The sequence below is a fragment of the Streptomyces sp. SPB074 genome (assembly GCF_000154905.1).
Classification (GTDB): Bacteria; Actinomycetota; Actinomycetes; order Streptomycetales; family Streptomycetaceae; genus Streptomyces.
Window position 1 is genome coordinate 1,548,740 of record NZ_GG770539.1, and the last position, 12,727, is coordinate 1,561,466.

A 12,727-nucleotide genomic window follows, 5' to 3' on the forward strand; every position below is an offset into this window, starting at 1 on the left:
GCGCCCGCGCCTGGCGCGAATCCGTCGGCGCACGCCGGTGCGCCGGAGGGCGCGCGCGAGAGTGCGAAGGAGACCGACGACGCGGAGGAGAAGCAGGCGCAGTGGCCGCCCCAGCCTCCTTCCGCCACCTGAACACCCCCCGTATCGGGGAGGTTTCAGCGGACTAGACCAATGAGGGCCCGTACCGGTCAAATGGTGCGGGCCCTCGGCCGTTGTCGCAGGCCACACAGCGTTCACGCATCGTTGACATGTTTAGACCAGCGCTGGTAGACACTCACATCACCCCAACGGCTCACAGTGATGCGTCAGTTAGCGAAACGCGAACGATGACACGAGGTCAGCGCCCCATGAGCAGAGCAGTTCAGAACGGCAGAGCACTACCAGCGAAACCGGCGCGCGGGCGTGGTGTGCGTGGCCGGTTCCGGCTTGTCGCGGCGGCCGGAATCGCGGCGCTCTCGCTCACCGCGGGACTCGCCACGCCGCTGAGCCCGGCCGCGGCACCGGCCGCCGCGGCCGGCAAGGAGACGACGCTGACCGTCGCGCTCGCCCAGAGCGTGGACTCCCTGAGCCCCTTCCTCGCGACGCGCCTGGTCAGCACGAGCATCTCCCGGCTGATGTACGACTTCCTGACCAATTACGACGCCAAGGACAACCACGTCATACCCGGGCTGGCCACCAAGTGGTCAGCATCGAAAGACAAGTTGACCTGGACGTACGAGATCCGGTCGAACTCGAAGTGGTCCGACGGGGAGCAGGCGACGGCCGAGGACGCCGCCTGGACCTTCAACAAGATAATGACGGACGAGGGCGCCGCCACGGCGAACGGCAGCTTCGTCAGCAACTTCAAGAAGGTGACCGCGCCGAGCGAGGACAAGCTCGTCATCGAGCTCAAGAAGCCGCAGGCAACCATGACGGCGCTGGATGTTCCGATCGTGCCCAAGCACGTATGGGAAAAGGTCGGCGATCTGTCGAAGTTCAACAACGATCAGAAGTTCCCGATCGTCGGGAACGGGCCGTTCATCCTGACGGGCTACAAGGTCGACAGCTACGTCAAGCTCAAGGCCAACAAGGACTTCTGGCGGGGAAGCCCGAAGTTCGACAACATCGTCTTCCGCTACTACAAGGACCAGGACGCCGCCGTCGCGGCGCTCCGCAAGGGCGAGGTCTCGTTCGTCGCGGGCAGCCCGGCCCTGACCCCGGCGCAGGCGGGGTCGCTCAAGAGCGCCTCGGACATCAAGGTCAACGACGGTCCCGGGCGGCGGTTCTACGCCATCGCCACGAACCCGGGCGCGCGCACCCAGGACGGCCAGAAGTTCGGGTCGGGCGACCCTTCACTGCTCGACCAGAAGGTCCGGCACGCGCTGTTCATGGCCGTCGACCGCAAGGCCATCGTCGACCGGGTGTTCCAGGGGCAGGCGGTCGAGGGGGCCGGGTACATCCCCCCGCGCTTCGGCGACTACGCCTGGCAGCCCTCGGCCGGCCAGGAGCTGAGGTACGACCCCAAGGCCGCGGCGAAGCTGCTGGACGAGGCGGGCTACGAGAAGAACGGCGACGGCAAGCGCGTCGGCAAGGACGGCAAACCGCTCTCGTACCGCATGTTGTGCCACGCCACTGACCCCAACGACCGCGCCGTGAGCAAGTACTTGCAGGAATGGTGGGGCGACCTGGGCATCGGTCTCAAGGTCGACTGCCTCGACAACGTGACCGACCCCTGGGTCGCCGGTGACTACGACCTCGCCTTCGACGGCTGGTCCGTCAATCCCGATCCGGACTTCGTCCTCTCGATCCACACCTGCGCGGCACTGCCCTCCAAGCCGAAGGCCGTCTCCGCGAGCGACAACTTCATCTGCGACAAGAAGTTCGACGACCTGTACGACAAACAGCTCGCCGAGTACGACCCCGCGAAGCGCGCGGGCCTCGTCAAGCAGATGGAGTCGCGGCTCTACGACACCGGCTACATGAACGTGCTGGCCTACCCGAACGCCGTCGAGGCGTACCGCACGGACCAGATCAAGTCGATCGAGACCATGCCCACGGCGGCGGGCAACATCTACGGCCAGGACGGTTACTGGGGCTGGTGGTCGGCGGTCCCGGCCGGGAACGCCTCATCGGGCTCGGCCGGCGACAACGCCTCCTCCGGCTCGGGCTCGGGGTCCCACACGGGGCTCTGGGTCGGGATCGGCGTCGTGGTGGTCCTGCTCGTCGGTGGCGGCGTGTTCTTCGGGATGCGGCGGCGCGCGACGGCCTGGAACCGCGAGTAGCGGTCAGCGGGCGTGACGGGGCGGGACGCGACGGCGACGGGCCGTACGTGGCCGCGGCGGGGCGGGGAATCCCGGGTGCGAGCCGGTCGTACCGGCGGGCGACGTCGCGGCGTCGCGGCGTCGCCGCCACGTCGCGGCGTTCGCGGGGCCATCGCGGGGATGCGGCGTGACGCGTCGGCCGACACGGACGGGCCGCGCGACGTCGCGACGTTTCCGCAGGTCGCACGCGACGTCGCATATGTCACGTCGCGCACGCGTCGCCCCGGTTCCGGCGCGACGTCGCGCCCGCCACGTACCGCCTCGCGACCCCGCCGCATCGCGTCCGCCCTGTCGCGCCACGCCACGTCCGTCAACGTCGCGTCGTCCCCCTCACGTACCGCGGGACGCGCCGCACGCGACGCACCTCGTCCACCGGAGCCGCCGGCGCACCGCGCGCCGGTGCCGCTCCCCCTCGTCCGGTCCTCCTCGCCGCGCCGCGCACCGTGCCGCGGCGCCTCCCGGAAGGACGCCCCACTCAGCGGAAGACCGATCAGCCCATGAGCACCGAAAGCACCCCCGCGCCCGCGCGGGACCCGGGTGGCGTGGTCGCGGCTCCTGCCGCCGCGCCCCCCGCTCCCCCACGGCGTACGGGAGGCGGATACCTGCGCTACGTGGCGGGCAAACTGCTCGGCGCGGTCGTGTCCCTGTTCGCCGTACTCGTCACCAGCTTCTTCCTCTTCCGGCTCATCCCCGGCGACCCGATCAAGGCCATGACCGGCGGCAAGCAGGTCTCCCAGGAGCAGCTCGACGCGATGCGCCGGGAGTTCGGGCTCGACCTGCCGCTGTGGCACCAGTTCACCGACTACTGCGGCAAGGCGCTGACCGGGGACCTCGGGACCTCGTACCAGTTCCACACGCCCGTCATCGACAAGATCGCCGAGGCGCTGCCCGCGACGCTGCTGCTGACCGGCACCGCGTTCGTGCTCTACACGGCGCTCGGTGTCTGGCTCGGTTCGCGCAACGCCTGGCGGCACGGGCGCTTCGGGGACCGTTTCCATACGGCCTTCGCGCTCACGCTGTACTCCGTGCCGTCTTTCTGGCTCGGCCTGCTGCTGATCATCATCTTGTCGGTGGGCATCGGGCCGATCCCGGGCATGTTCCCGACCGGTGGCATGGAGAGCGGCGGCAAGGAGGGCTTCGCGTACGTCACGGACGTCGCGCACCACATGGTGCTGCCGGTCCTCACGCTCGTCGCGGTCGAGTACGCGCGCACGCTGCTCGTCATGCGGTCCTCGCTCCTGGACGAAATGGGCGGCGACTACCTGACGACGGCGCGCGCCAAGGGGCTGCGTGACGACAGCGTGCGGCGCAAGCACGCCGTGCCGAACGCGCTGCTGCCCACCGTGACGCTCCTCTTCGTGAACCTCGGCAACACCGTCGCCGGGGCGATCCTGGTCGAGACGGTCTTCTCCTGGCCGGGCCTGGGCGGGCTCTTCTACCAGGCGCTGAGCATCCCGGACCTGCCGCTCGTGCAGGGGCTGTTCTTCGTCTTCGCCGCCGCGGTGATCGTCATGAACACCCTCGCCGACCTGATCTATCCGCTGTTCGATCCCCGGGTGGGCCGATGACGACCGATACGACAGGCGCGGCCGCGCCGCACGACGGAGCGGGGCAGGAGCCGGACGACGGAGCGCGCGACGCCGCGCACGTCGCGGACGACGTCGCGTCGCCGCGCGGGCTCGTGTGGGCGCGGCGACGTCGCGCGCTCGCCGGCTTCTGGCGCGAGTTCCGTACGCATCGCGGGGGCCTCGCCGGCCTCGTCGCGCTGCTGCTCATCGCGGTGCTCGCGCTCGCGGCGCCGCTGCTCGTCGGGGGCGACTCGCGCAGCGTCACCGAGGCCCCGGGCGCGTCACTGGAGTCGCCGAGCGGACGGTTCCCGCTCGGCACGGACCAGTTCGGGCGCAGTCTGCTCGCGCTGATGGTGTGGGGGGCACGTGTGTCGCTCGCGGTCGGGCTGCTCGCGGCGGTCCTGACCGTCGCGATCGGGACGCTCGTCGGCGTCACGGCGGGTCACTTCGGCGGCTGGTACGCGACGGTGATCATGCGCGTCACGGACTGGTTCCTCGTCATGCCGACGCTGGTCCTCGCCATCGCCCTCGCGACCGTCCTCGACCGCTCCATCTGGACGACGATCCTCGCGATCGGCGTGACGACGTGGCCGACGACGGCGCGGCTGGTGCGGGCGCAGACACTGTCCGTCGAGTCGCGCCCCTACATCGAGCGCGCCCGCGCGCTGGGCGGCGGGCACCAGCACATCATGCTGCGGCACGTCCTCCCCAACGTCATGCCGCTCGTGCTCGCCCAGACGACCCTGGTGATCTCGAACGCGATCCTCACCGAGGCGACGCTCGCCTTCCTCGGACTCGGCGACCCGATCATGGTGTCCTGGGGCGGGCTGCTCCAGGACGCGCGCGACGCGGGCGCCGTCAGCTCCGGCGACTGGTGGTACCTCGCGCCCCCCGGCCTCGCGATCGCGCTCGTGGCCCTCGCCTTCACCCTGTGCGGACGCGCCATCGAGTCCGTGCTCAACCCCAAGCTGGGGGACCGACGATGACTGAACCGACCAAGCGGGGCAAGCGGGTCCCGATGTCCGCACGTTTCTCGCGTTCCGCGCGGGCGACGGGTAGCGAGGGGCGGCCGCACGCGACGGGGCGGAACGACGCGGCGGGAGCGGGCGCGACGCGGCCGGGCGACGCGACGTCGCGCAGGAATGCCGGAAACGACGCGACGTCGCGCGGCGTGGGCGGCGCGGCGTCGGGGGACGCGTCGCGGCCGCTGCTCGATGTGCGCGGGCTGCGCGTCACGTACGGGAGGGGGGCGCGCGCCGTGCCGGCGGTGCGCGGCGTCGACCTGTCGCTGCGCGCGGGCGAGAAGCTCGGGATCGCCGGGGAGTCCGGCTGCGGCAAGTCGACCCTCGCGATGGCGCTGCTGCGCCTCCTGCCACCGGGGGCGACGCTGGAGGGCGACATCCTGCTCGACGGCGAGGACATCCGCACGATGGCCTGGGGACGGCTGCGCGCCGTGCGCTGGGCCGGCGCGTCGATCGTCTTCCAGGGAGCCATGCACTCGCTCAACGCCGTGCACCGCGTCGGCGACCAGATCCTCGAACCGATCCTGCTGCACCGCCTGGCGGGCCCGGCGGAGGGGCGACGTCGCGTCAAGGAACTGCTGCGCCACGTCGGCCTTCCGGTGTCGCGCGCGGCGGCGTACCCGCACGAACTCTCCGGCGGGCAGCGGCAGCGCGTCATGATCGCCATGGCGCTGGCCTGCGATCCGCGGCTGATCATCGCCGACGAGCCGACCACCGCGCTCGATGTCATGATCCAGGCGCAGATCCTCCGGCTCATCGAGGGCCTGGTGGCGAAGAAGGGCATCGGCCTCGTCATGATCAGCCACGACCTCGCGGTGCTCGCCGACACGTGCGACCGGCTCGCGATCATGTACGCCGGACGCGTCGTCGAGGAGGGGCCCGCGCGCGACGTGCACGGGCAGGCCCTGCACCCCTACGGGGCGGCGCTCTCCGGCGCGTTCCCACGCATCGGTGACCCCGCGTCGCGCTTCTCACCGCGCGGCCTGCCCGGCGATCCGCCGGACCCCGCCGCGTTGCCGACGGGGTGCACGTTCCACCCCCGGTGCCCCGTCGCGCTGCCGTCGTGCGCGACGGAGCCGCAGCCGCTGCGCGTCGCGGGACCGGGACGTCGCGCCGCGTGTGTGCGGGTCGAGGAGGGATTCGAGGCGACGTCGCGCGAGAAGACGGTGCGGGACGACGCGGCAGGACGAGGCGACGCCGCGTCGCATGACGGCGCGGCGGACGACGCGACGTCGCGGGCGGGCGTAGCGGGCGGTGCGACCTCGCCTGCCGAGGCGGGAGGCGATGCCGCATCACCGCATGACGGCGCGGCGGACGACGCGACGTTGCGTACGGGTGACCACGCGACGTCGCCCGTGGACGGCGCCCGTGACCCTGCGGACGGGGCGCGTGACACGGCGGCAGGGGCCGGGGACGCGGGGCATGGCGGTGCCGACGAGGCGAGGAGTAAGCAGGCATGAGTACGACGACGCGGGAACAGGCTCTGCTCGCGGCGCGAGATCTGGGCATCACCTTCCCCGCACGACGCGGTGCGCCGCGGGCACGCGCCGTCGACGGGGTGAACCTCGATATCGGCACCGGGGAGATCGTCGCGCTGGTCGGTGAGTCCGGCTGCGGCAAGACGACGCTCGCGCGCTCCCTCCTCGGCCTCGTCCCGCCGACGCAGGGGCGCGTCACCTTCGCGGGGCAGCCGCTCTCGTACGGTTCGCGGGCGTTGCGCGCGTACCGCAAGCGGGCCCAGCTCGTGCTCCAGGACCCCAGCGGCTCGCTCAACCCGCGCCACACCGTGTACGAGGCGGTGGCCGAGGGGCTGCGCATCCACCGGACGCCGGGGGACGAACGCGCCGCCGTGGCGCGCGCGCTGTCGCTCGCGGGGCTGCGTCCGCCGGAACGGTTCTTCCTGCGCTATCCGCACGAGCTGTCCGGCGGGCAGCGCCAGCGCGTCGTCATCGCCGGGGCGCTCGTCCTGGAGCCCGAACTGATCGTCGCCGACGAACCCGTCGCCTCGCTCGACGCGTCGGTGCGCGGCGAGATCCTGGCGCTGCTGCTGCGGCTGCGCGAGGAACTGGGGCTGTCCGCGCTGGTGGTCACGCACGACCTCGGGCTCGCGTGGAACATCGCCGATCGCGTCGCGGTCATGTACCTCGGCCGCATCGTGGAGTCCGGCCCCGTCGAGGAGGTCCTGACACGGCCCCGCCACCCGTACACGCGGGCGCTGCTCTCGGTGCTCCCCGAGGCGCCGGGTGAGCCCGTGGTGCTGAGCGGTGAGCCGCCGGACCCGACGAACATCCCCGGCGGCTGCCGCTTCCACGCGCGGTGCCACATCCTCGCCTCGGGCGAGGCGGAACGGGCCGGCGTCGCCGACGCGTGCAGGACGCGGGACCTTCCCGTCCTGGACGGCCACGAGCCGGGCGAGGGGCCGCCGCCCCGTCTCGTACGCGCGGCGTCTGCGTGTGCGCCACGTCGCGACGAAGCGCACACCGGACGGACGGCGTCGCACGCCGCACCCCGCACCCCGCCGCGACGTCCCCCGCGTCGTCCGCTCAGCCCTTTCGGCCCGCTTCGTACTCCGCGATCAGCGCACGCGAGCGCTTGACGTCCTCGGCCATGGCCGTGAGGAGCACGTCGATCGAGGCGAACTTCTCCATGCCGCGCACGTAGGCGAGGAAGTCGACAGCGACGTGCAGGCCGTAGAGGTCGAGGCCGACGCGGTCGATGGCGTACGCCTCGACGGTGCGGTGCTTGGCGTCGAACTGGGGGTTGGTGCCGACCGAGATCGCGGCGGGCATGGCCTCGTCCGCGACGTGCAGCCAGCCTGCGTAGACGCCGTCGGCGGGGACGGCGGTGTGCGGGAGGGTCTCGACGTTGGCGGTGGGGTAGCCGAGTTCCCTGCCGCGTTGCGCGCCGCGTACGACGACGCCCTCGACGCGGTGCGGGCGGCCAAGGATCTCGGCGGCGCCCGCGACGTCCCCCTCGGCGACGAGCCGGCGCGTCAGGGTCGAGGAGAAGGGCTGACCGTCACCCGCGTCGCCGCTGACGTAGAGGTCGACCAGGTCCACCTCGAAGTCGTCCTCGCGGCCGAGCTCGGCGAGCAGCGTCACGTTGCCCGCCGCCTTGTGGCCGAAGCGGAAGTTCGGGCCCTCCACGACGACCTTGGCATGCAGGCGCTCGGTGAGGACGGTGCGGGCGAAGTCGGCGGGCGACAGGCGCGAGAACTCCGTCGTGAACGGGAGGATCAGGAGCGCGTCCACGCCCAGGTCCGCCATGAGCTCGGCGCGCCGGTGATGCGCCGCGAGGAGGGGCGGGTGGCTGCCGGGGCGGACGACCTCGCTCGGGTGCGGGTCGAAGGTGACCACGACCGACCGCAGGCCCAGTTCCCTGGCGCGGTCCACGGCGCGGCCGATGATGAGCTGGTGTCCGCGGTGCACCCCGTCGTAGGACCCGATCGTGACGACGCTGCGCCCCCAGTCCTGCGGGATGTCCTCCAAGCCACGCCAGCGCTGCACTGTGACCGCTCCTTGTCGCACCTGTGGGATGAGCCGGTTGTCGGGATTCCACGAATCCGCAGGTCTAAGAGTGCCACGTCGCGTGCGCCCGGCAGTGGGCGGGCGGCGCGGGCGCGACGTGCCGCGGACGGGCGACGTCGCGCGCCACGCCGCCCCACGCCGCGCCCCGTCGCCCCGCCACGTCGCGCGCCTCACCGCCACCCACGTCGCGTGCGACCTGGCCTTTCGTCGCGCGCGGCGTCGTCACGCGCGACGTCGTCGCCGGACGGCGCCTCAGCCGAAGAAGGCGAGGCTCTTGGCCTTCCCGCGGTCCTCCTCGACCAGGACGAGGAAGGTCCCGTCCGGGCCGTGGACGGCGACGGGCCCGCGTCCCGCGTACTCCTCGGGCACGGCGATCCGTACCCCGTTCAGGAGGAGCCCCGCGCGGCGCGCGTCGACGTCCCAGCGCGGGAACGCCGCGTCGGCGGCCTCCGTGACGGGCATGACGGTCAGCTCCTCCTGGTGCTGGTCCAGGGTGCGCGCCACGTCGAGGCGGTAGGGGCCGACGCGGGTGCGGCGCAGCGCCGTGAGGTGCCCGCCGACGCCGAGCGCCGCGCCGATGTCGCGCGCGAGGGCGCGGATGTACGTGCCGGAGGAGCACGTCACCGAGACGAGCAGGTCCCGCACGGGGGTGCCGTCGGGCGCCGTCTCGGCGCGCACGTCGTGCACGAGGAAGGAGGAGACCGTGACCGGCCGGGCCGGGATCTCGAAGTCCTCGCCCTCGCGCGCCCGCTTGTAGGAACGCTTGCCGTCGATCTTGATGGCGCTGACCTTGGAGGGCACCTGGAGGATGTCCCCGGTCAGCTTCGCGACCTCTGCCTCGATCGCCTCGCGCGCGACGCCCGAGGCGTCGGCGGCCGAGGTGATCTCGCCCTCGGCGTCGTCGGTGACGGTGTCCTGGCCGAGCCGGATCGTGCCGACGTACTCCTTCTCGGTGAGGGCGAGGTGGCCGAGCAGCTTGGTGGCGCGCTGCACACCGAGGACGAGGACGCCCGTCGCCATCGGGTCGAGGGTGCCGGCGTGGCCGACACGTCGCGTGCCGGCGATGCCGCGCATCTTCGCGACGACGTCGTGGGAGGTGAACCCGGACGGCTTGTCGACGATGACGAGGCCGTCCGGGGTCGTGGTGCGCTGCGTGGTCATGCGGTGCCGCTGCCCCCGCCCCGCTCCGCCGAGGTGTCCTCGGACGCGTCGTCCTCGCCCTCGTCGGCCGGCTTGCGGTACGGGTCGGCGCCCGCCGCGTAGTCGGCGCCGGTCGAGACCTGGCGCACCTCCTCGTCGCGCAGCCGGGCGCGGTCCAGGAGGTCGTCGATGGTGCGCGCCGTGTCGGGCAGCGCGTCGGGCACGAAGGCGAGGCTCGGGGTGTACCGCACCCCGGTCTGCCGCCCCACCTCGGACCGGAGGACGCCCTTGGCGCTCTCCAGCGCCGCGGCGGACGCGGCGCGCTCCTCGTCGTCGCCGTAGACCGTGTAGAAGACCGTGGCCTCCCGGAGGTCACCGGTGACGCGTGCGTCGGTGATGGTCACGAAGCCCAGTCGCGGGTCCTTGATACGCCGTTCCAGGGTCTGGGCGACCACGACCTGGATGCGATCGGCCAGCTTGCGGGCGCGAGCGTTGTCGGCCACCGGTCCGTCTCCCTACTTGGTGCTGTTCTGTCTCGGTTGGTCTGGGTGGAGGGCTGGGCCTCCGGGGGTACGTCGCGTGCGCGACGCGGCGCGGGCCGCGACGTCGCGGCCCGTACGAGCACGAGGCGACGCCCCGCAGGACGCGTACCGCGCGCCGTACGACGCGTGCGCGACGCCCCGTCCGGCGCGACGTCGCGCGACGCGACGCGGGGCGGGGGGTCAGTCCTCGTCCCCGTGGAAGCGTCTGCGTACCGCGAGCAGTTCCACCTCGAAGCGGGCGGCGACGAGGCGTTCGCAGCGGTCGAGGAGATCGCTGAGGTGGCCCGCGTCGCCCGAGACGGCGGCGAGGCCGATCTCGGTCCTGCGGTGGAGGTCCTGCGCGCCCACCTCTGCCGCGCTCACGGCGTACTTCCGCTGGAGCTCGGCGACGATGGGGCGGACCACGGAGCGTTTCCCCTTGAGCGAGTGCACGTCGCCCAGGAGCAGATCGAAGGACAGGGTCCCCACATACATGCTGGTCCGGATGTCCCGCCGGTTCGGGGTACGAGGCGCCGCCTCCGTACGGCGGCAACCTCCCCACCGTACACGCGACGCACGGGGCCGATCGACGGGAATTCTCCGCCGACCGGCCCCGTGCTCGACCGCGTCAGCCACGGCCCGCCCCGGTCGTGCTCATCGCACGCGCCGAGGCGGGGCCGGGCGTCAGACGCGCGGCTTCTCGCGCATCTCGTACGTCGCGATGACGTCGTCCACCTTGATGTCGTTGAAGTTGCCGAGGTTGATACCGCCCTCGTAACCCTCGCGGATCTCGGTGACGTCGTCCTTGAAGCGACGCAGGCCCTCGATGTTGAGGCTCTCCGCGATGACCTTGCCGTCTCGCAGGAGCCGGGCCTTGGTGTTGCGCTTGACCTCGCCGGAACGGATGAGGACACCCGCGATGTTGCCGAGCTTGGAGGAGCGGAAGACCTCGCGGATCTCCGCCGTGCCGAGCTCGACCTCTTCGTACTCCGGCTTGAGCATCCCCTTGAGGGCTGCCTCGATCTCCTCGATCGCCTGGTAGATGACCGAGTAGTAGCGGACGTCGACACCCTCGCGCTCGGCCATCTGCGTGGCACGCCCGGCGGCGCGCACGTTGAAGCCGATGACGATGGCGTCCGAGCCGGTCGCCAGGTCGATGTCCGACTCGGTGACCGCGCCGACGCCGCGGTGCAGCACCCGGATGTCGACCTCTTCGCCGACGTCGAGCTGGAGCAGCGAGGACTCCAGGGCCTCGACCGAACCGGAGGCGTCGCCCTTGATGATGAGGTTGAGCTGCTTGATCTCGCCCTCCTTGAGCACCTTGTCCAGGTCCTCCAGGGAGACGCGCCGGGTGCGCTTGGCGAACGCGGCGTTGCGCTCGCGGGCCGCGCGCTTCTCGGCGATCTGACGGGCGGTGCGGTCCTCGTCGACGACGATGAAGTTGTCGCCGGCGCCGGGGACGTTGGTGAGACCGAGCACCTGGACGGGCGTGGAGGGCCCGGCCTCCTCGACCGTGTTGCCGAGGTCGTCGAGCATGGCGCGGACGCGCCCGTAGGCGTCGCCCACGACCATCGTCTCGCCGACCCGCAGGGTGCCTCGCTGCACCAGGACGGTCGCGGTGGCGCCGCGGCCCTTGTCGAGGTGCGCCTCGATCGCGATGCCCTGCGCGTCCTGCTCCGCGTTGGCGCGCAGGTCGAGCGAGGCGTCGGCCGTGAGGATGACGGCCTCCAGGAGGCTGTCGATGTTCAGGCCCTGCTTGGCGGAGATGTCCACGAACATCGTGTCCCCGCCGTACTCCTCGGCGACGAGACCGAACTCGGTGAGCTGGCCGCGCACCTTGGTCGGGTCGGCGCCCTCGACGTCGATCTTGTTGACGGCGACGACGATCGGCACCTCGGCGGCCTTGGCGTGGTTGAGCGCCTCGACCGTCTGCGGCATGACGCCGTCGTTCGCCGCGACCACGAGGATCGCGATGTCGGTGGACTTCGCACCACGGGCACGCATGGCGGTGAACGCCTCGTGACCGGGGGTGTCGATGAAGGTGATGCGGCGGTCGTCGCCGTTCACCTCGGTCGTCACCTGGTACGCGCCGATGTGCTGCGTGATGCCGCCGGCCTCGCCCGCGATCACGTTGGTCTTGCGGATCGCGTCGAGGAGGCGGGTCTTGCCGTGGTCGACGTGACCCATGACGGTGACCACCGGCGGGCGGGCCGTGAGCAGCTCCTCGCCGCCCTCGTCCTCGCCGAACTCCAGGTCGAAGGACTCCAGGAGCTCGCGGTCCTCCTCCTCGGGGCTCACGATCTGAACCTTGTAGTTCATCTCGGAGGCGAGGAGCTCCAGCGTCTCGTCCGTGACGGACTGGGTCGCCGTGACCATCTCGCCGAGGTTCAGCATCACCGCGACCAGCGAGGCCGGGTTGGCGTTGATCTTCTCGGCGAAGTCGGTGAGCGAGGCACCACGCGACAGGCGAACGGTCTCGCCGTTGCCGCGCGGCAGCATCACGCCGCCGACCGACGGGGCCTGCATGGCCTCGTACTCCTGGCGCCTCTGCCGCTTCGACTTGCGACCGCGACGCGCGGGACCGCCGGGACGCCCGAAGGCACCCTGCGTGCCGCCGCGGCCACCGGGACCGCCGGGACGGCCGCCGAA

General features: G+C 71.9%; 10 protein-coding genes. 5 read left to right on the forward strand and 5 right to left on the reverse strand.

Annotated elements, in window-relative coordinates; genetic code table 11:
* Window positions 1-347: 347 nt before the first annotated feature.
* The 5 genes from SSBG_RS06135 to SSBG_RS06155 all read left to right on the forward strand — a co-directional run bounded on the left by SSBG_RS06135 (window position 348) and on the right by SSBG_RS06155 (window position 7,486).
* A complete protein-coding gene (locus SSBG_RS06135) occupies window positions 348-2,261 on the forward strand; it encodes an ABC transporter substrate-binding protein (protein WP_078491227.1) in 1,914 nt (637 codons plus the stop codon).
* 536 nt (window positions 2,262-2,797) lie between these two features.
* On the forward strand, window positions 2,798-3,868 hold the full coding sequence (locus SSBG_RS06140; protein ID WP_008745339.1) for an ABC transporter permease: 1,071 nt from the start codon (window positions 2,798-2,800) through the stop codon (window positions 3,866-3,868).
* Window positions 3,865-4,854 carry an ABC transporter permease gene (locus tag SSBG_RS06145; RefSeq protein ID WP_008745340.1) on the forward strand — a complete coding sequence of 330 codons (990 nt, stop codon included), beginning with the start codon at window positions 3,865-3,867 and terminating at the stop codon, window positions 4,852-4,854. Before SSBG_RS06140 ends, SSBG_RS06145 begins: the two co-directional genes overlap by 4 nt.
* The gene (locus tag SSBG_RS06150) at window positions 4,851-6,350 is read left to right on the forward strand and encodes an ABC transporter ATP-binding protein (protein WP_008745341.1); all 1,500 of its coding nucleotides are present in this window, start codon (window positions 4,851-4,853) and stop codon (window positions 6,348-6,350) included. Before SSBG_RS06145 ends, SSBG_RS06150 begins: the two co-directional genes overlap by 4 nt.
* Window positions 6,347-7,486, forward strand: a complete 1,140-nt coding sequence (locus tag SSBG_RS06155; RefSeq protein ID WP_008745342.1) for an ABC transporter ATP-binding protein — start codon at window positions 6,347-6,349, stop codon at window positions 7,484-7,486. Before SSBG_RS06150 ends, SSBG_RS06155 begins: the two co-directional genes overlap by 4 nt.
* Here SSBG_RS06155 and SSBG_RS06160 read toward each other — a convergent pair.
* The 5 genes from SSBG_RS06160 to infB form a co-directional block, all read right to left on the reverse strand.
* Window positions 7,434-8,396, reverse strand: a complete 963-nt coding sequence (locus SSBG_RS06160) for a bifunctional riboflavin kinase/FAD synthetase (protein ID WP_008745343.1) — start codon at window positions 8,394-8,396, stop codon at window positions 7,434-7,436. The two genes, SSBG_RS06155 and SSBG_RS06160, sit on opposite strands and share 53 nt — an antisense overlap.
* A 273-nt stretch (window positions 8,397-8,669) precedes the next feature.
* A complete protein-coding gene (gene truB, locus SSBG_RS35395; RefSeq protein WP_008745344.1) occupies window positions 8,670-9,578 on the reverse strand; it encodes a tRNA pseudouridine(55) synthase TruB in 909 nt (302 codons plus the stop codon).
* Complete coding sequence (rbfA, locus tag SSBG_RS06170; RefSeq protein WP_008745345.1) at window positions 9,575-10,060, reverse strand: 30S ribosome-binding factor RbfA; 486 nt, start codon at window positions 10,058-10,060, stop codon at window positions 9,575-9,577. Before rbfA ends, truB begins: the two co-directional genes overlap by 4 nt.
* Before the next feature lie 219 nt (window positions 10,061-10,279).
* Window positions 10,280-10,573: a DUF503 domain-containing protein gene (locus SSBG_RS06175; RefSeq protein WP_008745346.1), complete on the reverse strand. Its 294-nt coding sequence runs from the start codon at window positions 10,571-10,573 to the stop codon at window positions 10,280-10,282.
* Between the two features lie 189 nt (window positions 10,574-10,762).
* Window positions 10,763-12,727 (reverse strand): translation initiation factor IF-2 (infB, locus tag SSBG_RS06180; RefSeq protein ID WP_037869066.1); only part of this gene is annotated, 1,965 nt, incomplete at its 5' end.

What these genes read in the sequence shown, in the direction of transcription:
- SSBG_RS06135 (WP_078491227.1), top strand. Translation starts at nt 348, where the DNA reads ATGAGCAGAGCAGTTCAGAACGGCAGAGCACTACCAGCGAAACCGGCG.
- SSBG_RS06140 (WP_008745339.1), top strand. Translation starts at nt 2,798, where the DNA reads ATGAGCACCGAAAGCACCCCCGCGCCCGCGCGGGACCCGGGTGGCGTG.
- SSBG_RS06145 (WP_008745340.1), top strand. Translation starts at nt 3,865, where the DNA reads ATGACGACCGATACGACAGGCGCGGCCGCGCCGCACGACGGAGCGGGG.
- SSBG_RS06150 (WP_008745341.1), top strand. Translation starts at nt 4,851, where the DNA reads ATGACTGAACCGACCAAGCGGGGCAAGCGGGTCCCGATGTCCGCACGT.
- truB (WP_008745344.1), bottom strand. Translation starts at nt 9,578, where the DNA reads ATGACCACGCAGCGCACCACGACCCCGGACGGCCTCGTCATCGTCGAC.
- SSBG_RS06175 (WP_008745346.1), bottom strand. Translation starts at nt 10,573, where the DNA reads ATGTATGTGGGGACCCTGTCCTTCGATCTGCTCCTGGGCGACGTGCAC.
- SSBG_RS06155 (WP_008745342.1), top strand. Translation starts at nt 6,347, where the DNA reads ATGAGTACGACGACGCGGGAACAGGCTCTGCTCGCGGCGCGAGATCTG.